We start from the raw sequence: 22,198 nt of genomic DNA on the forward strand, positions 1-22,198 counted from the left end.
TTCGCGTGAAGAAAATGCGATAAAACAAAGACATAGAGCATTTCCGCGATTCCGAGAAGCGCGGAAATGCTCTCGTCAGGAGGAAACGATGCTGCTGGTCGGAATGCTCGATAGCCCCTATGTCCGCCGCGCGGCGATCACCGGCACGCTGCTGGAGGTGCCGTTCGAGCATCGCTCGGTCTCTGTGTTCCGGCATATGGACGCTTTCCGGGCGATCAACCCGCTGATCAAGGCGCCGACGCTCGTCACCGACGACGGCATCGCCATCAGCGAATCCCTGCTGATCATCCAGCATTTCGAGGATGTCGCCGGCCGCTCGCTGCGGCCGATCGAAGGCGTGGCGCGCCGGCGCGACCTCGCGCTCACCGGCATCGGCATCGTCGCGGCCGACAAGGCGGTCTCGGTCGAATACGAGCGCAAGCGGCCTGAGGCGCAGCGCTACGCACCCTGGCAGGAGCGCATCGTCAGCCAACTGCATGTTGCGCTCGACCTGCTCGACAAAGCGGCGAAGGAGGGCGAGCTGACGGCCGGACCGGAACTACTGCCGAGCGACATCGCCGCTGCGATCGCCTGGGGCTTCTGCCGCTTCGTCATCCCGGAATTCGTGCCGGAAGAGCGCTGGCCGGCGCTCTCGGAGCAGGCGGGCGCCTGCGAGGCGCTCGACGTCTTCAAGGCCTGGCCGATCGACCGGGAGTAGCCGAACTGCCAGGCGTCATTCTCGGGCGACCGCAGGGAGACCCGAGAATCTCGAGCCGAAAGGGGCTTCGGGTTCATGGCACGAGATGCGCGGGTCGAGCCCGAGCATCACGGGCAAGCGAGTGCTCAGTTCTGCACGAAGCTCGTCGGCAGCGGGCGCACCGCCGGGCCGCTGAAGGCGCCGGGCTTCGGCGCGCCGGAATCGGCATGGCTGAAGCCGAGCGCGGCGGCGGGGCTCGGGCCGGCGATCGGAGCGGCGGAGGACCCCGTGGTCCTGGCGCGCGCGGTTGCGACATTCACCGGCTTGCCTGCGGAAACGCTGGTGCGCGTGACCGTCGCGAACAGCGAGTTCAGGCCGGAGCGGTCCATGTCCGCGGGTTCCTCAGGCTCGGCCGCGACGGGGACTGAGCGTTGGCTGGCCGGAACGAAGGTGACGCCGCCTTCACGTGGCCGGACGGGGGGCAGAGCGGCCGTCACGAGGCGGCCCTCGGGCGCTGCAGCCGAAGCCTGTTCCGGGGCGCCGGTGCCGCGCAGGCTGGCGATGGCGGAGTCGGCCAGCGCCGTCGGCCGGATCGGCGGCAATGGCGCGTTGATCGGGCTGCCGGCCGGGCTGCCGGCAAGGGCGGAAGTGGTTGCCGCGACCACCTCGTCGGGCCGCCGCGGCGGCAGCGAGGCGAGGATGAGACGCGGCTCGGCCGCGGCGCCCGATTGCGGCGCGAAGGCGAGCGCGCCGCCGGTCGCGGGCAGGGCCGCGACCTGGACCGGATCGTCTCCCGGCAGGGAGAGACCGCGTGGCCGCGCCAGAGGCAGCGGCGCATCCATGAACTGCGGCCTGCTCTCAGGCGCGCGCTGCTGCGGCGCGGGCAGGATGGTTGGTTCCGGAGCTGGAGCGGGGGCGGGGGCGGCCGGCGCGGGAGGCGGCGCTGCAGCTGCCTGCGGAGCGAGCCGCTCGGAGCGTTCGCGCGCGAGCGTCCGCGTCGTCGGCTCCGGTGCCATGGCGACGGCGAAACGGCCGCCATCGCCCGAGTTGCTGTCGGCATAGCCGGGGCTGGCATAAGCGATGACGGCCGGCTGTTGGCGCGGCGCGGCGCGGCGGCCACCGCGGGCCGGCCGGGCATCGGCCTCCTCATCGTCGCCGCCGAAGAGCGACGCCCAGAGGCTCTTGCCGCCGGAGGCCGCGACCGCGCCCTCGTCGGCATCGGCGACCGCATAGCCGCCCACTGACCCGCCGCTGGAGAGGACCTCTGCCTTGGCGAGTTCGTAGCCAGCAAGGGGTTGGCCGTCGGCCGGGATATGGACCGTCTTCTCGTCCGGGAAGAGGCGCACSAGCTGGTCGCGCGTCATGCGYGGCCAGGAGCGGACCGARCCGRCATCGAGATGGACGAAGGGGGTATGGGCGTTGGGGTAGAAGCCGACGCCGCCGCGCTGGAGCCGCATGCCGATCTCGCGGATGCGCGCCGTGGGAACGTCGGGCAGGTAGAAGTCCATCGCCTTGCCGAGCATGTGCTGGCTGTGCTTGGCCACCGCGCGCGAGCGCCGCCGCAGCATGGCGTTGGTGTTGGGCGAGCGATAGGCGGAGACGACGTGGAAGGGCTGGTCGGAACCGAGCTGGCGCTGCACCTCCCAGACCACGTCGAACAGGCGCGGATCCATGCGTATCGGCTCGTCGCTGCGCCAGTCGCGCAGGGCCCAGTTCAGCTTCTCCAGCGCCGAGGAATCGTAACGGCCATCACGCTTGAAGGTGATGGTCGTCTCTTCCTTGGTGTGCATGTGCCGGATGGTGATGGTGCGGGTGTCGCCGTTGGCGATGGCGTCCTGCGTGCTGCGGACGGCCAGGAACGAAGCGGCGCAGGCCAGGCCGAGGGACAGGACGCGCCGCATGGCTGGCTTAAGGCCGGACGGCAACCATCCTGCAAGCTTGGCGTTGATCCTGCCCAATCTGTCTGACCCGTCTCGGTGCCCCCGCCGAAGCGGTACGATGAACGTGAACGAACAGTTGCGGAGAAGCGTTAACGGCTCGTTAGCGAGCCGACAATCACTGCGTCGGAAATTGCTGTGACGAGTTGGCTAAAGACGGATCATGGCAAAAAGGTGCCCGCCTTGCGGCGGGCCCATTTCAGCCACGTTGTTCGAGCGCCTGGCGAACGAGCCGGTGGAAGCCGTAGACATCGTCGAACCGGGTGATCCTGCCGTCCGCGCCGACGACGATGGTGTTGTAGACGAGGTGGATCGGCAGCGGCTGCGGCAGGTTGATTCGCCGCTCACCCGAGCCGATCAGCCGCTTCAGCCGCTCATGCGTCCATTCAGGGCCAAGCACCTGATCCGCCAGCGCGAAGGGGTTCTCGACGCGCACGCAGCCATGGCTGAGCGCCCGCCGCTCGCCGGCGAAGAGCCGGCGGTTCGGCGTGTCGTGCAGATAGACGGCGTGCTCGTTCGGGAACATGAACTTGATCCAGCCGAGCGCGTTGCGCTCGCCCGGCGGCTGGCGCACCGAAATGCCGCCGCCCTTGGTGCGGGTGACGACATAGCCGCGCTTGGCCGCATAATCGGGATCGGCGGCGAGGCCCGGCAGGAATTCCTTCTTCAGGATCGAGGGCGGCACATACCAGGACGGGTTGACGATGACGTGGTCCATCTTGTGCGAGAAGATGGGCGTCGCCGATTCCGGCTTGCCGATAATGGTGAGGGCCTCGTGCACCACCTTGCCGGAGCGGATCACGCGGACGCGCATCTCCGGCACGTTGACCATGATGTGGTCTGTGCCGAGATCGGGCGGCAGCCAGCGCCAGCGCTCCATCTGGGCGACGATATCCTCCTCGCCGCGGGCGGCGGCGGGCTTGCCCAGCGCCGCGAGCGTGCGCTCGCTCAGGATGCCGTTGGCGGGGAGCCCGGCCTTCTTCTGGAAATCGGCCAGCGCCAGCGAGGTCGAGCGGTCGAAGACCTGATCCTCGTTCGGCCCGAGGCCGAGGCGAGCCCGCACCAGCGGGACGCGCTCGTCGCGCATGCCGAGCTTGAGCGGCGGCCCGGCGGGAATGCGCACCAGCGGCGTGTCGTCGAGATGCTCGCGCATCTCCGCGAGCTTGGCCTTGAGGCGCTGATAGCCCTCATGCGGCGGGTTGTAGGCGGCGAGCACCGCGCCGGCGTCGGTCGCACCGGCGAGCTCGGAGAGCACCTCGGTGGCCGAGGGCAGGTAGAGGGTCGGCGTGATCAGCTTCGAGAGGCGGCGCGGATCGATGCGGCCGCCGCGCGCATCGCGGGCATAGAGCACGGCGAGCGCCGAGAGGCGGATATCGGCCTCGGCAAGCTTGGCCTTGTCGCTCGCCTCGAAGACCGGAAGCGGATAGTCGGTGGGCCGCAGGCCGTCCTCGGAGGCGCGGCCGAGCTGCGCGGCGATGCGCTTGCCCGCCTCGTTCCAGCCCTTTCCGTCGATCCAGAACGGCTTGTTCTCATTGGCCTGATAGGCGGCGATGATCTCGTTGCGCTCGCGCTCGGACAGCCGCGGGACCGCAACCGCGTCCTGAAGGTGCTCGGCCACGGCCGCCGCGAATTCCAGGCCCGGCGGAACCGTGATCACGACCTGCGGCATCTCGGGCGGCGGCACCAGCGGCTCGACGCTCTGCAGAGGGCCGGTCTGCGGAGCAGGCGGCGGCGCCGGCTCGACGGCCTTCGAGGCCGGGACAAGCGCCGGATCGGCCGCCGGCATCTCGATTGCCGGAATGTCGAGCGTGACCGGCTCGTCCTCCGCGTCCGCGGGCGCAGTGGCGTCGAACTTGGCCGGATCGCGCAAGCGGCTGCCGGCCGAGACCGTGCCGGTGACGATCTCCGGCTCCGAGGCGGCGCCGGAATGGGCGGTCGCGGCAGGTGAGGAGGCCGGGTGCTCCGAATCGAGCAGCTTCAGCTCCGGCTGCTCGGGCAGCGGAACGCCGAGCGTGGCGTCGATCTGGATCGGCGTTTCGGCACGGAGCGGGAGGCATCCCATCATGATGGCCAAGGCGGATGCCGAGGTCAGTTTCGCCCAATGGCGAGGACGCATGGTCACTTTCCCGATCGCTGTCGAAGTCGCGCCATTCCTGCGTGACTCGGTTGGTTGATACAAGATGCGGCGGCGCAACAGGCCGCTGCATTCGGCAGGAGCCGGCCCCGCCCGCCGGGCCGAACCGGCCTGAGCGGTAAATCCGCCTCCAACTTTCTTAAGAGAACGCTTAAGCCGGCCGGATTGCTCCGCGATCTGGTCGGCGCGTGCTCTTGCGCGGCTCAGGCCGCGTCGGTTTCATCGGCGCCGTTCTCGTTCTCGATCAGCCCGTATTCCTTGAGCTTGCGGTAGAGCGTCGAGCGGCCGATGCCGAGCTTGCGCGAGACCTCGGACATGTGCCCGCGGTAATGCGCTAGCGCGAAAGTGATGATCTCGCGCTCGAGCTCGTCGAGCTTGCGCATGTCGGAGCCGGCGACAAGGTCGAGGGCGTTGGGGTCGCGCACCGGCATCTGGATGATGCGCGGCGGCGGCTCGCCCTGCGCTTCGCCGCGGGCGATAGGGGCCGGCGCCGGCGGAATGCTGACGTCGTAGCCTTCCATCTGCGCGGCGATCTGTGGGAACTCGCTGACTCCGAGCTCGTCGCCATCGGCGAGGACAACGGCCCGGAACACCGCGTTTTCGAGCTGCCGGACATTGCCCGGCCAGTCATAGCTGCTGATCAGGGCGACGGCTTCCGATGTGATGCCGCTGAGCTTGCGCCCCTCTTCTGCGGCGAAGCGGGCAAGGAAGCCGCGCGCCAGATCGGCAATGTCCTCGCGGCGCTGTCGCAGCGGCGGCAGCGTGATCGGGAAGACGTTGAGGCGGTAATAGAGATCCTCGCGGAACTCGCCACGCTTCACCTGGTCCAGCAGGCTCTTGTTGGTGGCGGAGATCAGCCGGATGTCGACGCGGACCGATTTCTTGCCGCCGACCGGATCGACCTCGCCCTCCTGGATGGCGCGCAGCAGCTTCACCTGCGCGTCGAGCGGCAATTCACCGACCTCGTCGAGGAAGAGCGTGCCGCCATTGGCCTCGACGAATTTGCCGAGATGGCGCTCGGTCGCGCCGGTGAAGGCGCCCTTTTCGTGGCCGAACAGGATCGACTCGACGAGATTATGCGGGATCGCGCCGCAATTCACGGTGACGAAGGGCTTGCCCCGGCGGTCGCTGGAGCCTTGGATGGCGCGGGCCAGGACTTCCTTGCCAACGCCGGATTCGCCTTCGATCAGCACGGGAATGTTGGACTTCGCCGCGCGCTCGGAGAGCCTGACGACGCGCCCCATATCGGGGCTCTTGGTCGCGAGATCGCGGAAACCCAGCGTGTTCAAGGCGCGGTGCTTGATATGGCGCAGCTCGTGTTCGAGCGCGCCGAGCTTGAGGACGTTCTTGAGCGAGACCTGCAGACGCTCGGCGCCAACCGGCTTCACCACGAAATCGGCCGCGCCGGCGCGCATCGCCGCAACCACGGTCTCGATCGAGCCGTTCGCGGTCTGGACGATGACGGGGGTCTCGATGCCGCGCTCGCGCAGATTGGCGAGCACGCCCATGCCGTCGAGGCCCGGCATCTGCAAGTCGAGCACGATGGCATCGACCCGTTCGCCGTCCGGCCCGCCGAAGAGGGAGACAGCCGCCTTGCCGTCCTCGGCCACGATCACCTCATAGCCGAAGCGCTTCAGCATCGCGTCGAGCAGGCGGCGTTGGACGGGATCGTCGTCGACGACGAGGACGGTGGCGGTCATGACACCTCGAAAGACGATGCAGTATGAAAGAAATGCTTTGTGCCGACGGAATCACCTGTTCCGTTCTGGGGCATCGTCGGCCAGAAGGGTTAAGCGGGATTTAAACCGCGGCACGCACCGGCGTTGATCCGTGGGCAGAGCCCGGCCTATGGAGTAAGCCCAAGTCAGTGCGGCAAGGTGTCGAGCGAATGAGCTTCCAAGAGACGATCTGGCAAACGGTCCGGCGCTCCGGTGCCAAGGCGGGCGCGGCCAAGCCGGCGAGCACGCCCGGCGATCTGCCGGAATGGGATCTGAGCCACCTCTATCCGGGTGTCGGTTCGCCCGAGCTCAAGAGCGATCTCGAACGGGCGCTCGCCGAGGCACAGGCCCTTGCCGAGCATTATCGCGGCAAGCTCGCGGACCTCGCCGCCCAGTCGGACGGCAGCGAGAAGCTCGCGGAAGCGGTCAAGCGCTATGAGGGCTTGAGTGATTTGCTCGGGCGCATCGGCGCCTATGCCGGCCTCGTCTATTCCGGCGACACCACCGACCCGCAGCGCGCCAAGTTCTATGGCGACACGCAGGACAAGGTGAACGCGGCGATCACCGAACTGCTGTTCTTCGAGCTCGAGCTCAACCGCATCGCGCCCGAGGTGATGGCGAAGGTCGCGGGCGAGGCCCCCCTGTCGCACTGGAAGCCCTGGCTCGACGACCTCGCCAAAGACAAGCCGCATCAGCTCGACGACCAGATCGAGGCGCTGTTCCACGAGAAGTCGATGACGGGCGCGGCCGCCTGGAACCGGCTTTTCGACGAGACGATCGCTTCGCTGCGCTTCGATATCGACGGCGAGGAGCTGACGCTCGAACTGACGCTGAACAAGCTTCAGGACAGCGACGGCGATGTCCGCCGCAAGGCGGCGGAGGCGCTGAGCACTGTCTTCCGCAAGGAGCTGCGCACCTTCGCGCTGATCACCAACACCCTGGCGAAGGACAAGGAAATCTCCGACCGCTGGCGCAAGTTCGAGGATGTCGCGGATTCCCGCCATCTCGCCAACAGAGTCGAGCGCGAGGTCGTGGATGCTCTCGTTTCCGCCGTGCGCGAGGCCTATCCGCGCCTGTCGCACCGCTATTATCGCCTGAAGGCCAAATGGTTCGGCCGCGACGCGCTGGATTTCTGGGATCGCAACGCGCCGCTGCCGCAGGTCGAGCAACGCACCATCCCCTGGACCGAAGCGCGCGACACCGTGCTCTCGGCCTATGGCGCCTTCTCGCCGAAGATGGCGGATATCGCCAGGCGCTTCTTCGACGAGCGCTGGATCGACGCCCCGCCGCGCCCCGGCAAGGCGCCTGGCGCCTTCGCGCACCCTACGGTGCCATCAGCGCATCCCTATGTGCTGCTCAACTACCAGGGCAAGCCGCGCGACGTGATGACGCTGGCGCATGAGCTCGGCCATGGCGTGCATCAGGTGCTGGCGGCGCCGAACGGGGCGCTGATGGCGCCGACGCCGCTCACCCTGGCCGAGACGGCCAGCGTCTTCGGCGAGATGCTGACCTTCCGCCGGCTGCTCGACATGACCACCGACCGCCAGCAGCGCAAGGCGATGCTGGCCGCCAAGGTCGAGGACATGATCAACACGGTCGTGCGCCAGATCGCCTTCTACTCCTTCGAGCGGAAGGTCCATCAGGCCCGCCGCGAGGGCGAGCTGACGCCGGAAGCGCTGTGCGAGATCTGGATGAGCGTGCAGGCGGAGAGCCTCGGCCCGGCGATCCGGCTGACGGCGGGCTACGAGCCGTATTGGTGCTACATCCCGCACTTCATCCATTCGCCCTTCTACGTCTACGCCTACGCCTTCGGGGACTGCCTGGTGAACTCGCTCTACGGCGTCTACCAGAACGCCGCGGAAGGCTTCCAGGAGCGCTATTTCGCGCTGCTCTCGGCCGGCGGCAGCAAGCCCTATGGCGAGCTGCTCGCGCCATTCGGGCTGGATGCGAAGGATCCGGGCTTCTGGCAGATCGGCCTGAGGATGATCGAGGGCATGATCATCGAGCTCGAAGGGATGGAGTGAGGCGGAACGTCATTCCCGGGCGAAGCGAAGCGCAGACCCGGGAATCTCCCGCAGGAACGGCGCTGGCACCGCTGGTCGTGAGATGCTCGGATCAGGCCCGAGCATGACGACGCCGGTCAGAACTGCATCCTGAGCCCGACCATCGAGACGTTCGCGGTGTAGTCGTTGCCTGGCTGCGTCGAGTTCAGGCGCTCGTGGGTGAAGCTGGCGCGGATCGCGAAGGTGCGGGTCAGCTTGTACTCGATCCGCGCGCCGACACTCATCTGGTTCTCGCGCAGGTTCTGCCCCTCATAGTCGGTGCGGACGAAGCCGGTGAAGCCGGTGACCGTGAGGTTGCGGCGCAGAGCGTGTGCGATTTCGAGCCCCACCCCGCGCACCGTCGTGCCCGAGGAACCGGCAACGGTGGTATCGCCGAGCGTGGCTGAGCCGCGCAGCGTCACGGTCGTGAGCGGGGTCGGCGACCACAGCACCGCCGCATCGCCGACGAAGCCGCGCAGATTCTTCAGGCGCGGGTCCTCGTAGCTGCGGTTCTGGTAGCCGCCTGAGATCTCGCCGGTGAGCTGCCGGCTGACCTCGAAGGTCGAGCCGATGCGGCCGCCCACCCCGTTCGACGAACGCATATAGCCGCCAGCGTCGATCTTGTCGTCGTATTCGCGCTGGTCGATTTCGCCCTGGATGAAGGGCCTGAGGCCCGGTGTGACCTCATAAGCGGCGCGCAGGCGCAGGCCGTACTGCGTCTGGTTGCGGTCCTGCTGGGAGAGGATCGCGCCGTTGGTGAGCTGCGCGTTCTCATAGTCGGCGCGATCGACCGAGCCGCGCAGGGTCAGTTGCAGCCGGTTGAAGTCATGTGTCACGCCGGCTGAGCCGCCATATTGCCAGACCAGCGGCCGGCCTTCGACGGCGGCGGTCAGGTCGGGGGAGCCGGGACGCTGCGTATCGAGCCGCAACCGCGTTTCGAGCAGGATGCGGGTGTCGCGCGTGGCGTCCAGGCGCAGGTCGAGATTGCCTTCGGCATCGGGGCGCGAGGCCTGGCTGTCCCTGAAATACTGGAAATAGCCGCCGCGCAGCCGGCCGCTGAGCTGATGCACGTTCCAGTCGGACTGGATGTCAAGATCGCCCTCGTAGCGGGCGAAGGGCGAGCCCTTCACGCCGGGCGGGGCAATGCGCTGCGGGTTGGTGTCGTAGCCGATCGAGTTGGTGAAACCGGGCCGCAGCGTCACCGAGCCGATGCGCACCCCCAGCGCGGCATAAGGGTCCTCCTCCGCGGCGGTGCGGCGACGAGGGGGCGGCGGCGGGAGAGGCGGTGCCGGCTGCGGCAGCATCGCCACCGCGGGTGGGGGAGCGCGGAATTGGCGTTGCGTGACGCCGCGCAGGGCCGGCGCCTGGACGGGTTGGCTGGCGCGGGAAGGCTGGCGCGTCGAGACGGCCGAGCCGGGAGGCTGGGCTGGAGCGGCCGGATCGCGCCGGGCGCCGGGCTCGGTCGAGCTCGGGTCGAAGGGCGCCTCCGTCGAGGCCGGCTGCTGCGCGATATAGATCGGCGTGCCCGTCCGGAGCGCGTTTGCCTGCTGCGCCGCGGCCGTCGTCCAGCCGAACGCAATTCCGGCCAGGGCGGTGCCGGATAGAAGCAGGATCGTCGTGCGAGCGGACACGGGGTTCGCCAGGCTCCAGGCAACAGCTCACGCGCCCTGGAGGGGCGCGCATGGTTAACGGAGTTAGAACGAACAGGGTTAAGGACCCGTCAACGAAGCGGCCGCGCTGAGCAGCTTCCGGAAAGCGGCCGCACGGTTTCCGCCCGGGATCAGCGACAAATCGAGCGGCCCCGGGGGAGCGTTGTTTGGCTTGGCGACGAATCTCTGCCGAGCCTCGGCGGTGGCAATCGCGGGCCTCCCCGTGCTAGAGCGCCGGCCATGATCGCCGATATCCGCGCCTCCGCCCTTCGCACCGTTGCCACCGAGCGCGCCGGCCTCGACGCGCTCCATGACGCGCTCGCCGACGGGCTCGGCCAGCCCTTTGCCGATGCCGTCGCGATGATCCGGGCCGCGAGCGGGCGCGTGATCGTCTCAGGGATGGGCAAGTCCGGCCATGTCGGCCGCAAGCTCGCCGCGACGCTGGCCTCCACCGGCACGCCCGCGCATTTCGTCCACCCGGCAGAGGCGAGCCATGGCGACCTTGGCATGGTGCAGCCGGAGGATGTGGTGATCGCTCTGTCCTGGTCGGGGGAAGCGGCAGAACTCGCCGCGCTCGTCGGCTATACCCGGCGCTTCCGGGTCGGGCTGATCGCCATCACCGCCAATCCCGAGAGCACGCTCGGCAAGGAGGCCGATATCGCGCTCGTGCTGCCCAAGTCCGCGGAAGCCTGCCCGAACGGGCTTGCGCCGACGACCTCGACGACCATGCAGATCGCGCTGGGCGATGCTCTCGCCGTGGCGCTGCTGGAGGCACGCGGCTTCTCGCGGCAGGACTTTTTCGTCTATCACCCCGGCGGCAAGCTCGGCGCGCAGCTCAAGACCGTCGAGAGCATCATGCATCGCGGCGCCGAATTGCCGCTGATCGGGCTCGACACGCTCCTGCCGGACGTGATCGCGATGATCTCGGAGAAGAGCTTCGGCTGCGCCGTCGTGATGGATCTGGACGGCAGGCTTGCCGGGGTCGTCACCGACGGCGATCTGCGCCGCAAGGCGGCGATGGGCGGCGGCGGCTCGCTGCGCGCCCGCGATATCATGACGGCAAACCCCCGGCGCATCGGGCTTGATACGCTCGCCGTCGAGGCGCTGGAGCTGGTTAACCGCATGCGGATCACCGCGTTGATCGTGGTGGACGAGCAGGACAGGCCGGTCGGGCTGGTACATGTCCACGACCTGCTGGCGATGGGCGTGGCGTAGTCTTCGCGCATCATGCTCGGGCTTGACCCGAGCATCTCCTGACGCGGAGGCTGCGGAGCTTGTCTTGTCCAGGATTCTCGGGTCTGCGCTTCGCTGCGCCCGCAAATGACGATGCGGTTCGTTTCGCGCGAAGTGCTCTTGCCACGGGCACACTGCGACCTATCTGAAGCTGTAGAGACTATAGCTTCAGAGGGAGCGCCATGGCTGCACTGGACAAGCTCGAACGCGTAATGCCGATCGGCACCCTTGCCGAGCGCACCGGCGTCAAGGTCGAGACGATCCGCTACTACGAGCAGGTCGGCCTGCTGCCGCCGCCGGAGCGGTCCGAGGGCAACCAGCGCCGTTACGGCCGGCGCCATGCCGAGCGGCTCGCCTTCATCAAGCATGCGCGCGATCTCGGCTTTGCCGTCGACAACATCCGCACGCTACTCAGGCTCTCCGACACGCCCGGCATCGCCTGCGACGAGGCGCATGCGATCTCCGTCTCGCATCTCGAAGAGGTGCGGGACAAGATTGCGAAATTGCGCTCGCTGGAGAAGGAGCTGGAGCGGATCGCCACCACCTGTTCGGGCGGCGTCGCGGCCTGCGACTGCGCGATCATCGAGGCGCTGGCCGACCACGGGCAGTGCGACCATGCACGCCATTGAAGCTGGCCAGCGGCCTTAAATGTCGATTGCCCCTCGTTTCAGGAGCGGAAGGGTTTAAATAGGCATCGTGCCGAGCGGCCTTTTGCGCCGCCACGGCGGTTCTGTGGGAGGGCGCGCTATGCCGGGATGGCCCATGCCGAAGGGAGGGCAGCCCCGAACGGGGAACAAATCCCGATTCTGCCGGAGTCCGCGATTCGGCCTCGCTTCGTTCCAGAGGCGTTCTCGCCAGACCCGTTCCTGATTCCCGTCCACGCTCCCGCCCGCATGGGCGGGCGAGATGATCGGCTCCGTCGCCTTGCTTCCGTTTCGTTCGCTGCCGCCCGCCGCCCGCGCCCATGGCGTCACCGCGGTCCTAGGCCCCACCAATACCGGTAAGACCCATCTGGCCATCGAGCGCATGGTCGCTCATCCCACCGGGATGATCGGCCTGCCGCTGCGCCTGCTCGCGCGCGAGGTCTACCAGCGCGTGGTCGACAAGGTCGGCCCCGAGGCCGTGGCCCTCGTCACCGGCGAGGAGAAGATCAAGCCGGAGCGACCGCGCTTCTGGGTCTGCACGGTCGAGGCGATGCCGCGCGACCTCGCGGTCGATTTCGTCGCGATCGACGAGATCCAGCTCGCTTCCGACCTCGACCGCGGCCATGTCTTCACCGATCGGCTGCTCAACCGCCGCGGCCGGGCCGAAACCATGCTGATCGGCGCGGCGACCATGCGCCCGCTGATCGAGCAGCTCATCCCCGGCGTCAACGTCGTCACGCGCCCGCGCCTCTCCAGCCTGACCTTCGCCGGTGACCGCAAGATCACCCGGCTGCCGCCGCGCTCGGCCATCGTCGCCTTCTCGGTCGAGGAGGTCTACGCGATCGCCGAGCTGATCCGCCGGCAGAAGGGCGGGGCGGCCGTCGTGCTCGGCGCGCTCTCGCCGCGCACCCGCAACGCGCAGGTCGATATCTATCAGTCCGGCGATGTCGACTACCTCGTCGCCACCGATGCGATCGGCATGGGGCTCAACCTCGACGTCAATCACATCGCCTTTGCCGCCGACCGGAAATTCGACGGGCATCACTACCGCAAGCTCAACCCGGCCGAGTTGGGCCAGGTCGCCGGCCGCGCGGGGCGGCATTTGCGAGACGGCACCTTCGGCACCAGCGGGCGCTGCCCGCCCTTCGACGCGGAATTGGTCGAGGCGATCGAGAATCACCGCTTCGAGCCGGTGCGCCAGATGCAGTGGCGCAATTCCGACCTCGACCTGCGCTCGATCGCCGGCCTCCTCGATACGCTCAATATCCAGCCCTCGGAACCCGGCCTGACCCGGGCGCTGATCGCCGAGGACATGACGACGCTCGAGGTGTTGGCGAGAGACCCGGATGTCGCGTCGCTGGCGCATGGGCGTGCTGCGGTCGAGCGGCTCTGGGAGGTCTGCGGCCTGCCCGATTACCGCAAGATCTCGCCGATGCAGCATGCCGATCTTGCGACCACGCTGTATCTCAGGCTGATGCGCCATGGTCGGCTCGACGCCGACTGGTATGCGGTGCAACTCGCCTCGCTCGACCGCACCGATGGCGAGATCGACACGCTCTCCGCCAGGATCGCGCAGGTCAGGACTTGGACCTATGTTGCCAATCGTCCTGACTGGTTACCTGATCCTGAGCATTGGCAGGGCATGGCTCGTCTTGTAGAGGACAAACTGTCGGACGCTCTGCATGAGCGTCTGGCCCACCGATTTGTCGATCGGCGCACCAGCGTGCTGATGCGCCGCTTGCGGGAGAATGCGATGTTGGAGGCTGAGGTCACCGCGACGGGCGACGTGCTCGTCGAGGGCCAGCATGTGGGAATGCTGCAGGGCTTCCGCTTTACGGCGGACCCGAAGGCGGGAGGCGCCGAGGTCAAGGCGCTGAACCTGGCGGCGATGAAGGCGCTCGGCGCCGAGATCGAGTCGCGGGCGGCGCGCGTCGTGCTGGCGGGCGATGATGCCTTCGTGCTCTCGCATGACGGGCTGGTCCGCTGGACGGGCGAGCCGGTGGCGCGCCTCGTCGCCGGCGAGAAGGTGCTGGAGCCGCGCCTGCGCCTTCTCGTGGAGGAACACCTCTCCGGCGGAGCGCGCGAACAGGTCGAGGCGCGCCTCAATCTCTGGCTGAAGAATCACATCACCCGCCTGCTCGGCGCGATCCAGATCCTCGAAGCGGCCGAAAGCGTCACCGGCATCGCGCGCGGCATCGCCTATCAGACGGCCGAGGCGCTCGGCGTGCTCGAGCGCTCCAAGGTCGGCGAGGAAATGAAGGCGCTCGATCAGGAGGGCCGCGCCGCGCTGCGCCAGCTCGGCATGCGCTTCGGCGCTTTCCACATCTACATGCCGGCGCTGCTGAAGCCGGCGCCGCGTGCGCTCGCCGCCCAGCTCTGGGCGCTGAAGCATGGCGGGCCGGAGACGGCCGGGCTCGACGATATCGCCCATCTGGCGGCGTCGGGGCGCACCTCCTTCCCGGTCGACAAGGCCGTGCCGAAGGGGCTGTATCGCGCGGCGGGCTACCGCGTCTGCGGCGAGCGGGCCGTGCGCGTCGACATTCTGGAACGCCTCGCCGATCTGATCCGCCCGGCGATCGCCTACCGCCCCGGCGCCACGCAGGGCACCCCGCCCGCCGGCGCTGCCGATCAGGACGGCTTCGTCGCCACCGGCGCCATGACTTCGCTCGTCGGCTGCGCCGGCGAGGACTTCGCTTCGATCTTGCGCTCGCTCGGCTATGTGTCGGTGAAGCGTCCCGGCCCCGCGATCACGGTGCCGCTGGCGCCGCCTCCGGCCGCGACCGAGCCGGCACGGCCGGTTGAGGCTGGTGAAGCGGCCCCGGAAGCGGCATCTGCCGAGGGCGATGCCGCGGAAGTCTCCCCCGAGGCCGAGGGTGCGGGCGAGCCGGCTGCGGCGCTGAACGCCGATGCGCCGGCGGACGGCGAGGCGCCTGCCGTCGAGGCTCAGGCCGCCGAGGCTCCGGCGGTCGAGACGGCTGCCACGCCGATCCTGACCGAGGCCGAGACCGAGCTGGAGCAGGAGCGCGAGCCGGATCCGGCCGACGCGCTCGTTGCCCTGCCGGTGGCGGCCGAGGCCGTCGAAGCGGCCTCCGTCGAGGTTGCTGCCGCTGAAGTTCCCGTCGCTGAGACCGCGTCGGCAGAGCCGGAGCTCATCGAGGTCTGGCGGCCGCATCGYCAYCAGGGCGGSCGCCGGCCCGAGCATGGCCAGCGCGGCCGGCATGACGGCCCGCGCCGCGAGGGCGAGCGCCGCGGCGGCGACCGCCCGCAGCGCGAAGGTCGTCCCGGCGGTCCGCGTCGCGACGGACGCCCCGAGAACCGGCCGGCGGCAGCGGCGGCTGGCGAAGGGGCGGCACCGCAGCGCCAGGAGCGGCCGCGCCACGACGAGCGTCCCCGCCACGATGAGCGTCCGCGGCGTGACGATCAGCAGCCGCGGCAGGGGCGTCCCGAGGGCGGTCGTGGCCCGCGGCCGGACTTCAAGCGCGAGGGCCGTCCCAGCGGTCCGCGGCGAGAGGAGCGGAACAACGAGCGCTTCCAGCAGCCGCAGCGTTCGCGCCCGGCCAATCGCGAGCCGGATCCGGATTCGCCTTTCGCCAAGCTGGCCGCCCTCAAGGCACAGCTCGAAGGCAGCAAGAACTGAGCGAGCCGGGGAGGCGCTGACCGCTTGCAGGAGCACCGCCAACGCCTCGACAAATGGCTCTGGTTCGCGCGCTTCGCGCGGACCCGGCCTTCTGCTGTGCGTCTGGTGGAGGACGGCCATGTCCGAATCGAGGGGCGGCGCGCCGAGAACCCGGCGCAGGGCATTCGGGTCGGAGCGGTGCTGACCCTCGCGCTGCCGCACGCCACCATGGTCGTGAGGGTCCTGGGCTTTGCCGAGCGGCGCGGCCCCTTCGAGACGGCGCGGGAGCTCTATGAGCGGCTCGACGGGGGCAGCGGCGATGCGCCGCTTGCGGAGGCGGACGGCGAGGACTAAATCCGCGCCCTGCCATAGGTGGGCGCCGGAATCCGGCTGGGGATGAAAATCGTCTCCACGGTGCCGTCGAAATGAAAAATCGTTCTGCCGAAGATCACGAAAACAGCCTTGAAACCTGCGCTGGGCAAGGGTTTATGGGGCTGTTTAGAAGCGTTGGAAGGGCCGACCCATGACCTATGTGGTCACCGAGAACTGCATCAAGTGCAAGTACATGGATTGCGTCGAGGTCTGCCCGGTCGACTGCTTCTATGAAGGCGAGAACATGCTCGTCATCCATCCCGACGAGTGCATCGACTGCGGCGTCTGCGAGCCGGAATGCCCGGCCGAGGCGATCAAGCCCGACACCGAACCGGGCCTCGAAAGCTGGCTGCAGCTCAACGGGAAATATGCGTCGAGCTGGCCTAACATCACCCAGAAGAAGGAGCCGCCTGCGGACGCAAAGGCGTTCGACGGCGTGGCTGGAAAGCTCGAGATGTTCTCCCCGGAGCCGGGCGAAGGCGACTGATTTAGACCCTCGCACGACCCCTGCGCTGCGTTAACCACGGCTTTGCCATGCCTTCACGAGGGAACGCCCATCGGCGTTTACCTTTGATTCGGCGTGTTTTTTGTGCTACAAGCTAGCCGCAGTCGAATTGGTTCCGCATGCCCCTGCGAGATTTCCACAAATGGGGTGCCCCCAAAAGATCGGAACGACATGATCACCGGCCTCAGAGCCGGATTTTAATTGTCGTTCTTGTCCGGGGCGAATGAAACAGTCGACTAGGGAGCGTGAAGCGGTGCCTTTTCAGCGTCGCGTCAGGCGGAAAGTCTCCGGCCAGCCGGACGGAGACAGATCATCGCGTGCTCGCGTCGAGCGGGCCGGTCAGGAGTCGTAACGGCATGTCCACTGTGAAGAAAGCTGTTGTGCGCCAGGGTTTCAAGACGGGCGAGTACGTCGTCTACCCGTCCCATGGCGTCGGCCAGATCACGGCGATCGAGGAACAGGAAGTCGCAGGCTTCAAGCTTGAACTCTTCGTGGTCAGCTTCTCCAAGGACAAGATGACGTTGCGGGTCCCCACCGCGAAGGCGGCCAGCGTCGGCCTGCGCAAGCTCGCCGACGCCGAATCCGTCGGCAAGGCGCTGACCACGCTCACCGGCCGCGCCCGCATCAAGCGCACCATGTGGTCGCGCCGCGCGCAGGAGTACGAAGCGAAGATCAATTCGGGCGATCTCGTCGCCATCGCCGAGGTCGTGCGCGATCTCTACCGTTCCGAGGCACAGCCCGAGCAGTCCTACTCCGAGCGTCAGCTCTATGAGGCCGCTCTCGACCGCATGACCCGCGAGATCGCGGTGGTCGACGATGTCACCGAGACCGAGGCGCTCAAGAAGATCGAAGGGCAGCTCGCCAAGTCGCCGCGCCGTGCCGGCAAGGCCGAGGCGGCCGATGCCGATGCGGATCTCGAGAACGACAACGAAGATCTGCAGGAAGAGGCCGCCTGAGCGGCGTTTTTCCTTCCAGGATGCGAAACCCGGCGGGCGACCGCCGGGTTTTTTGTTGGCTTGATCGGGGTCATCGGCCCGTCATGCTCGGGCTTCGGCCCGAGCATCTCTCGCCGGAGAAGGCTCCGGCAGCTTCTCATCACGAGATTCTGGGGTCTGCGCTGCTCTCTGCCCGAGAATGACGCTGGCCCTCTCACGTCGTACCCGTTCCCGCCTTGAGGAAGGCGACCGTCCGCTGCCAGGCCTGCTTGGCTGTCGCGGCGTCGTAGCGCTCGGCGCTGGTGTCGTTCATGAAGGCGTGGTCGACATTCGGATAGACGATCGCCTCGAACGGAATGCCGGCTGCTTTCAGCGCCTTCTCGTAATCGGGCAGCATCTGGACAAGGCGCTTGTCGCGCGCGGCCTGCTGGATCAGGAGGCGGGACTTGATCAGCGGCACCTTGGCGAGATCAGGCGAGCGCCCGTAGAAGACGACACCGGCGGCAAGCTCCGGCGCGGAGACGGCGAGATCGTTGACCGCGCCGCCGCCCCAGCAGAAGCCGACGGCCCCGACCTTGCCGTTCGCGTCCGGGCGGGAGGCGAGGTATTTCAGGGCCGCGCGGCCCTGTTGGATGACGGCGTCCGTGGACAGCTGCGGGAAGAGTGCGCGGGCGGCGTCGGCATCAACAGGTGTCCCGCCGAGAGGGGTGAGAAAATCGAGCCCTAGCGCGGTAAAGCCTTCCAGCGCCATGCGCCGGGTGATGTCCTCGATGTGAGGGTTGAGCCCACGGTTCTCGTGGATCACGAGCACGCCGCCGTGCTTGGCCTGGGCCTTCGGCGTGACGAGATAGCCCTTGAGCGTCACGCCATCGACGGTGGTGTCGAGGCGCGATGCCGTAATGCGGGCATCGTCGGCCGAGACCTGTTCGGCCCGTGCGTAGTTCGGCTCGAGCACGGCCAGCGCCGCTTCCGCCGCGGCGGCGGAGCCGGCAATCGCCAGGAGTCGGTTGAAGAAGACGCGCCGGTCGAGCGGCTTGTGGGTGTATTCGTCGTAGAGTTCGACGATCCTGCGATCGAGTGCCATATCCGCTCCCTCTGGCGTTATGGCGGCGATCATAGCGGCGGATTCGCCGCTTGCAGGAGGCCAGCGCCGAAACTCGCGGCCTTGTGAGGAGCGGTTACTCCGCGACGATCTTGTAGCGCTGGCCCGGCATCAGCGCGGTGTTGCGGTCGAGCCCGTTCAGGAGCTGGAAGAGCTCGCCGGGGCGGTCCTGCTCCGGCATGCGCTCGGCCATGCTGGCGATGCTGTCGCCCGCCTCGGCCGCGACCAGCCGGATGACCATGGGCCGCACAGCCTGTGCCTCGGCCGGGGTCAGGATGCGGAAGCTTTCGGCGATGGCACGCATCGCCCGCTCGGGATCGCTCGCGCCGCGCGCGGCGAGGATGAAGCGGTAGACCCGCTCGCCCACCTGCACGGCGGCGAGGCGGAACATCCAGTCCGTGCCCTTGCCATGGGCGATCACGGCCGGCTGCCCGCCGATCTCGATCTTCTCGATGCCGGTCGTCTCGACGCCCTCGATCCAGCCGGCTGCGACATAGGATTCCAGGGTCTGGCCACTCTTCAGCGTCACCGAGTCGAAGCGCAGCGCCTGGGAGCCGCTGGCGCTGACGCCGATCACCATGTCCTGCGCCGCTTCCAGGCTGAAGCCTTCCGGCGCCGTGAAGCCGATGCGCAGGGTGCTGTTGAGATAGCGCCGGCCGCGCACCACGCCGTCGCGCGGATCGTCGCCATAGGCCAGGCCCTCGATCGCGTTGAGCCAGCGATTGGCATCGTGCTCGCCGATGCCCGGAGCGCTGATCTGGCGGGCCGCATTGGTCACGGCGGCGATGCGCTCGGGCGTCTGCGGGTGGCTGGAGAGGATGTCCAGTCGCTTGTCGTCGGCGCTCTGGTTCTGGCCGCTGCTGCGGAAGGCGGTGTTGCGGCCCAGCGTCGCCAGGAAGCGGCTGGCGCCATAAGGATCGTAGCCGGCCCGCGCGATGTTGCGCACGCTGATCTGGTCGGCGGTGAGTTCCTGCTGGCGCGAGAACCGGGCCAGCGAGAGCTTCGAGCCGGCCTTCACCGCTGCGCCCTGGGAGGGGTCCTTGAGGACCTGCGAGACGACCTGGCTCACCAGCGCCGATTCCGCCTCCTTCTCGGCGCGCTCGACGGCGTGCTGCGCGGTGACATGGGCGATTTCATGCGCCAGGACCGAGGCGATCTCGGAGGTGTCGTTGGCAAGCACGAGCAGGCCGCGGGTGACATAGAGCCGGCCGTTGGGCAGGGCGAAGGCATTGACCACCGGCGAGTTCAGGATGGTGATCTCGTAATGGCCGATCTGGCCCTCGCCGGCCTTGGCGAGCCGCTGGACGACCTCGTCCAGCGCCGCCCGGGTCTTGGGCGCGCGATATTCGCCGCCGAAGGCGGAAAGTAGGCGCTGATGCTCCTGGTCCGCAGCGCGCTGGACCGTGTTGATGCGCGGAGCGATCTCGTCGCCCGAGCCCGCCGGCGCGAGCGGGCTCTGGTCGCCGAGGCAGCCGACGAGCAGCAGGCCGGGCAGCATAATGGCCGCCAGCCGCTTCGAATGCCGCGAGAGCGATGTCCGCCAGAGCTTCAGCATATCCTCAGTCGATCAGTTCCAGCGCCGCACGGGATGTCGCCTCCAGCAGGAGGCCATCGCGTCCCGACAGGACGCCATAGGCGCGCACGCGTTTACCGCCGAGGTTGCCCGCGGTCCAGCCGGTGCCCTTCAAATCTCGCCACAAGGCCCGCGAGACGACGATCGAAGCTGCCTCCCCAGGCCGGCGAGAGAAGTTCAGATAGGTCCGCTGGGAGCGTTCGCCGACAGAGGCGATCCTGCCTTCCAGCATGACGTAGCGTCCTTCCTGCGCTTTTACAGCGGCGAGATCATGACCGTCGATGGCCATTGGCCGGGAGGGTGAGGGCGAGGAACTTAACGCTGCCTGAACGGGCGCGACCGGGCAGGGCGACGCCAGCGGCTCGGCGAGCGGAAGGGCTGCACCATCGCGTCGGAGAACGAGAGCCAGCTCCTGCGGCTCTCCGCCCGGGCGATCTGCGGGGATGAACAGCTTCGACGGCCAGCGTCCCCAGCGGTCGGGCTCGCCGACGACGGCGAGATCGAGCGAGCGGTCGCGGAACGGTTCCAGCCCGGCGCGAAAGCGCGCAGCCTCCTCACCGCTCTGACGCGGCGCCAGCCCGATCAGGCGCAGCGTTCTGCCATCGCTCAGGACCGGGTCGCCGGCGGCGTTGAGACCGGCCAGCCGGGCGGCCGTGGTTTCCATCTGCTGGGCGGCTGCGCAATCCGATGCCGCCGCGGCCGGCATGTTCGGCAGCGCTGCGATCATGACAGTTGCAAGAAGGGACTTCACCCGCATCGCGATTATGCTACACGAGTTTTTGTGCGTCCCGGTAGCTCAGCAGGATAGAGCAACGGTTTCCTAAACCGTAGGTCAGGGGTTCGAATCCCTTCCGGGACGCCATGGATTCTACATACGTCATTGAATTATATCGTGAATTTTGGGGTTGATTCGCGACATCCAACATTTGCCCCAACGCCGTCCGAGGCTAGCTGATGCCGAGCGCGAGCTAGGCGAGCGTCCTTCACCAGCTTCTCCAGGGGGAAGCGCGCGACGCAGCGGTTGCCGCTGATCTAGTCCGACTTCGTGGTCTGACGCGATGGCCGCCGTTCAGTCGTGCCTTTGCGGAGATGGCGACGCATGGCGCTCAGGACAGGCAGCCATCGCCGCAGCATTGAGAGCCGATACATGACCAGCGCGCTCGCCCGTCGCCTCGATCGACTGAAAATTGCGCGGAGGCCTCGTATCCCGCTGCGTTGCCTCGTCCTATGCGAGACGATGGACGAGAACCGCGCCGGGTATCGCCGCGTCTTCGCGGAAGGGCGGATCACAGAGCGCGAGCCCGTTCTGATCCTCAATCATTCCGCGGGCTCTCAGCGAACCCTGCAGGTCGGCGAGCGCTTGATTTCTGATATCCGCGAGTGAGATCCAGGGCTATTTGAAGCCCGGACGCCGCCGCGACTTCTTGTTGATCTGTGCTGCGAGCCCGGCCTGTTTGACATTGGCCTCTTTCGCCAAACGGAGCCCGCGCAGTTTGAGCATGTTGTCTTCGCGCTGCTGGGTTAGCTTTTCCGTTTCGGACATGATCCTCGCGTGAGAGAGAGCCCGGGTCTGGATCTTCAAGAACTGATTGTCGGCGGTTAAGCGCTGCTTTGAAATTTCGAACATCATGATTTCCATTCATGTTTGGATTGAAAAGCAAAAAGGCCGAGCAGGTGCCCGGCCTTTCGAGTGGCTAAAGTCGCTGGTGCCAGTACATCCGTGGTCAACGGCGACGATTGCCTAATCACGCAGTCTGGAGCTGTTCCGCGGCCATCTTGCCGGAACGGTTGTCGCGAGCGACTTCGTATCCGAGCTTCTGGCCTTCCTGGAGGTCCCGCATGCCAGCGCGCTCGACGGCGGAGATGTGCACGAACACGTCCTGGCTGCCGTCATCGGGCTGGATGAAGCCGAAACCCTTGGTGGAATTGAACCATTTCACTGTGCCGGTGGTCATGAAAAACCCTCCTTTTGGCAAGACCTGTCGCTCGCCGACAGAATGTTCGACGAGTTCAGAACGATTTCGAAAGGGGGAGTTTATCAGAGCCGCGCCAAAAGCGCGAA

Annotated in this window: 18 protein-coding genes and 1 tRNA gene; 10 read left to right on the top strand and 9 right to left on the bottom strand. The window is 67.6% G+C overall.

Annotated elements, in window-relative coordinates; genetic code table 11:
* Positions 1-88: 88 nt before the first annotated feature.
* Positions 89-697 (top strand): glutathione S-transferase family protein, encoded by a 609-nt coding sequence (locus tag AC1DEZ_RS21840; RefSeq protein WP_476780641.1) that lies wholly within the window; start codon positions 89-91, stop codon positions 695-697.
* A 125-nt stretch (positions 698-822) separates the two neighbouring features.
* On the opposite strand, the gene AC1DEZ_RS21845 is transcribed toward AC1DEZ_RS21840, so the two are convergent.
* From AC1DEZ_RS21845 to AC1DEZ_RS21855, 3 genes are all read right to left on the bottom strand, one after another.
* Complete coding sequence (locus AC1DEZ_RS21845) at positions 823-2,577, bottom strand: peptidoglycan L,D-endopeptidase MepK (RefSeq protein ID WP_476780642.1); 1,755 nt, start codon at positions 2,575-2,577, stop codon at positions 823-825.
* 235 nt (positions 2,578-2,812) lie between these two features.
* Positions 2,813-4,729, bottom strand: a complete 1,917-nt coding sequence (locus tag AC1DEZ_RS21850; RefSeq protein WP_476780643.1) for a L,D-transpeptidase family protein — start codon at positions 4,727-4,729, stop codon at positions 2,813-2,815.
* A 221-nt stretch (positions 4,730-4,950) separates the two neighbouring features.
* Complete coding sequence (locus AC1DEZ_RS21855; RefSeq protein ID WP_441509670.1) at positions 4,951-6,447, bottom strand: sigma-54-dependent transcriptional regulator; 1,497 nt, start codon at positions 6,445-6,447, stop codon at positions 4,951-4,953.
* Positions 6,448-6,635: 188 nt separating this feature from the next.
* On the opposite strand from AC1DEZ_RS21855, the gene AC1DEZ_RS21860 reads away from it, so the two are divergent.
* Entirely contained in the window at positions 6,636-8,489 is a 1,854-nt protein-coding gene (locus AC1DEZ_RS21860; protein WP_476780644.1) for a M3 family oligoendopeptidase, read from the top strand.
* A gap of 116 nt (positions 8,490-8,605) precedes the next feature.
* On the opposite strand, the gene AC1DEZ_RS21865 is transcribed toward AC1DEZ_RS21860, so the two are convergent.
* Entirely contained in the window at positions 8,606-10,138 is a 1,533-nt protein-coding gene (locus AC1DEZ_RS21865; RefSeq protein WP_476780645.1) for an outer membrane beta-barrel protein, read from the bottom strand.
* A 258-nt stretch (positions 10,139-10,396) separates the two neighbouring features.
* Here AC1DEZ_RS21865 and AC1DEZ_RS21870 point away from each other — a divergent pair, with 258 nt between their 5' ends.
* From AC1DEZ_RS21870 to AC1DEZ_RS21895, 6 genes are all read left to right on the top strand, one after another.
* Positions 10,397-11,371: a KpsF/GutQ family sugar-phosphate isomerase gene (locus AC1DEZ_RS21870; RefSeq protein WP_476780646.1), complete on the top strand. Its 975-nt coding sequence runs from the start codon at positions 10,397-10,399 to the stop codon at positions 11,369-11,371.
* A 200-nt stretch (positions 11,372-11,571) separates the two neighbouring features.
* Positions 11,572-12,018, top strand: a complete 447-nt coding sequence (locus tag AC1DEZ_RS21875; RefSeq protein ID WP_441509666.1) for a MerR family transcriptional regulator — start codon at positions 11,572-11,574, stop codon at positions 12,016-12,018.
* 277 nt (positions 12,019-12,295) lie between these two features.
* Positions 12,296-15,670: a helicase-related protein gene (locus tag AC1DEZ_RS21880; protein ID WP_476780647.1), complete on the top strand. Its 3,375-nt coding sequence runs from the start codon at positions 12,296-12,298 to the stop codon at positions 15,668-15,670.
* Positions 15,671-15,694: 24 nt separating this feature from the next.
* On the top strand, positions 15,695-16,003 hold the full coding sequence (locus AC1DEZ_RS21885) for an RNA-binding S4 domain-containing protein (RefSeq protein ID WP_441509664.1): 309 nt from the start codon (positions 15,695-15,697) through the stop codon (positions 16,001-16,003).
* Between the two features lie 169 nt (positions 16,004-16,172).
* The gene (fdxA, locus tag AC1DEZ_RS21890; protein ID WP_441509663.1) at positions 16,173-16,508 is read left to right on the top strand and encodes a ferredoxin FdxA; all 336 of its coding nucleotides are present in this window, start codon (positions 16,173-16,175) and stop codon (positions 16,506-16,508) included.
* Positions 16,509-16,882: 374 nt separating this feature from the next.
* Positions 16,883-17,482: a CarD family transcriptional regulator gene (locus AC1DEZ_RS21895; protein WP_441509662.1), complete on the top strand. Its 600-nt coding sequence runs from the start codon at positions 16,883-16,885 to the stop codon at positions 17,480-17,482.
* 193 nt (positions 17,483-17,675) lie between these two features.
* Here AC1DEZ_RS21895 and AC1DEZ_RS21900 read toward each other — a convergent pair whose 3' ends face one another.
* The 3 genes from AC1DEZ_RS21900 to AC1DEZ_RS21910 all read right to left on the bottom strand — a co-directional run bounded on the left by AC1DEZ_RS21900 (position 17,676) and on the right by AC1DEZ_RS21910 (position 20,863).
* Positions 17,676-18,545, bottom strand: a complete 870-nt coding sequence (locus tag AC1DEZ_RS21900; protein WP_476780648.1) for a dienelactone hydrolase family protein — start codon at positions 18,543-18,545, stop codon at positions 17,676-17,678.
* 94 nt (positions 18,546-18,639) lie between these two features.
* Positions 18,640-20,118 (bottom strand): M48 family metalloprotease, encoded by a 1,479-nt coding sequence (locus AC1DEZ_RS21905; protein ID WP_476780649.1) that lies wholly within the window; start codon positions 20,116-20,118, stop codon positions 18,640-18,642.
* 4 nt (positions 20,119-20,122) lie between these two features.
* Entirely contained in the window at positions 20,123-20,863 is a 741-nt protein-coding gene (locus AC1DEZ_RS21910; RefSeq protein WP_476780650.1) for a hypothetical protein, read from the bottom strand.
* A 58-nt stretch (positions 20,864-20,921) separates the two neighbouring features.
* On the opposite strand from AC1DEZ_RS21910, the gene AC1DEZ_RS21915 reads away from it, so the two are divergent.
* Both AC1DEZ_RS21915 and AC1DEZ_RS21920 read left to right on the top strand, forming a co-directional pair.
* Positions 20,922-20,998 (top strand) — tRNA-Arg (locus AC1DEZ_RS21915).
* A 285-nt stretch (positions 20,999-21,283) separates the two neighbouring features.
* A complete protein-coding gene (locus tag AC1DEZ_RS21920; RefSeq protein ID WP_476780651.1) occupies positions 21,284-21,520 on the top strand; it encodes a hypothetical protein in 237 nt (78 codons plus the stop codon).
* 9 nt (positions 21,521-21,529) lie between these two features.
* Here the strand turns inward: AC1DEZ_RS21920 and AC1DEZ_RS21925 are convergent, their stop codons facing one another.
* Both AC1DEZ_RS21925 and AC1DEZ_RS21930 read right to left on the bottom strand, forming a co-directional pair.
* Positions 21,530-21,766, bottom strand: coding sequence for a hypothetical protein (locus AC1DEZ_RS21925; RefSeq protein ID WP_441509657.1), 237 nt, complete (start codon positions 21,764-21,766; stop codon positions 21,530-21,532).
* A gap of 115 nt (positions 21,767-21,881) precedes the next feature.
* Positions 21,882-22,091 carry a cold-shock protein gene (locus AC1DEZ_RS21930; protein ID WP_038358045.1) on the bottom strand — a complete coding sequence of 70 codons (210 nt, stop codon included), beginning with the start codon at positions 22,089-22,091 and terminating at the stop codon, positions 21,882-21,884.
* Positions 22,092-22,198 lie beyond the last annotated feature (107 nt).

It is taken from the genome of Allobosea sp. 10L422 (assembly GCF_056395345.1).

Coding starts and splice junctions, on each gene's coding strand:
- AC1DEZ_RS21840 (WP_476780641.1), top strand. CDS start 89: ATGCTGCTGGTCGGAATGCTCGATAGCCCCTATGTCCGCCGCGCGGCG.
- AC1DEZ_RS21850 (WP_476780643.1), bottom strand. CDS start 4,729: ATGCGTCCTCGCCATTGGGCGAAACTGACCTCGGCATCCGCCTTGGCC.
- AC1DEZ_RS21855 (WP_441509670.1), bottom strand. CDS start 6,447: ATGACCGCCACCGTCCTCGTCGTCGACGACGATCCCGTCCAACGCCGC.
- AC1DEZ_RS21860 (WP_476780644.1), top strand. CDS start 6,636: ATGAGCTTCCAAGAGACGATCTGGCAAACGGTCCGGCGCTCCGGTGCC.
- AC1DEZ_RS21870 (WP_476780646.1), top strand. CDS start 10,397: ATGATCGCCGATATCCGCGCCTCCGCCCTTCGCACCGTTGCCACCGAG.
- AC1DEZ_RS21875 (WP_441509666.1), top strand. CDS start 11,572: ATGGCTGCACTGGACAAGCTCGAACGCGTAATGCCGATCGGCACCCTT.
- fdxA (WP_441509663.1), top strand. CDS start 16,173: ATGACCTATGTGGTCACCGAGAACTGCATCAAGTGCAAGTACATGGAT.
- AC1DEZ_RS21895 (WP_441509662.1), top strand. CDS start 16,883: ATGTCCACTGTGAAGAAAGCTGTTGTGCGCCAGGGTTTCAAGACGGGC.
- AC1DEZ_RS21900 (WP_476780648.1), bottom strand. CDS start 18,545: ATGGCACTCGATCGCAGGATCGTCGAACTCTACGACGAATACACCCAC.
- AC1DEZ_RS21905 (WP_476780649.1), bottom strand. CDS start 20,118: ATGCTGAAGCTCTGGCGGACATCGCTCTCGCGGCATTCGAAGCGGCTG.
- AC1DEZ_RS21910 (WP_476780650.1), bottom strand. CDS start 20,863: ATGATCGCAGCGCTGCCGAACATGCCGGCCGCGGCGGCATCGGATTGC.
- AC1DEZ_RS21920 (WP_476780651.1), top strand. CDS start 21,284: ATGACCAGCGCGCTCGCCCGTCGCCTCGATCGACTGAAAATTGCGCGG.
- AC1DEZ_RS21925 (WP_441509657.1), bottom strand. CDS start 21,766: ATGATGTTCGAAATTTCAAAGCAGCGCTTAACCGCCGACAATCAGTTC.
- AC1DEZ_RS21930 (WP_038358045.1), bottom strand. CDS start 22,091: ATGACCACCGGCACAGTGAAATGGTTCAATTCCACCAAGGGTTTCGGC.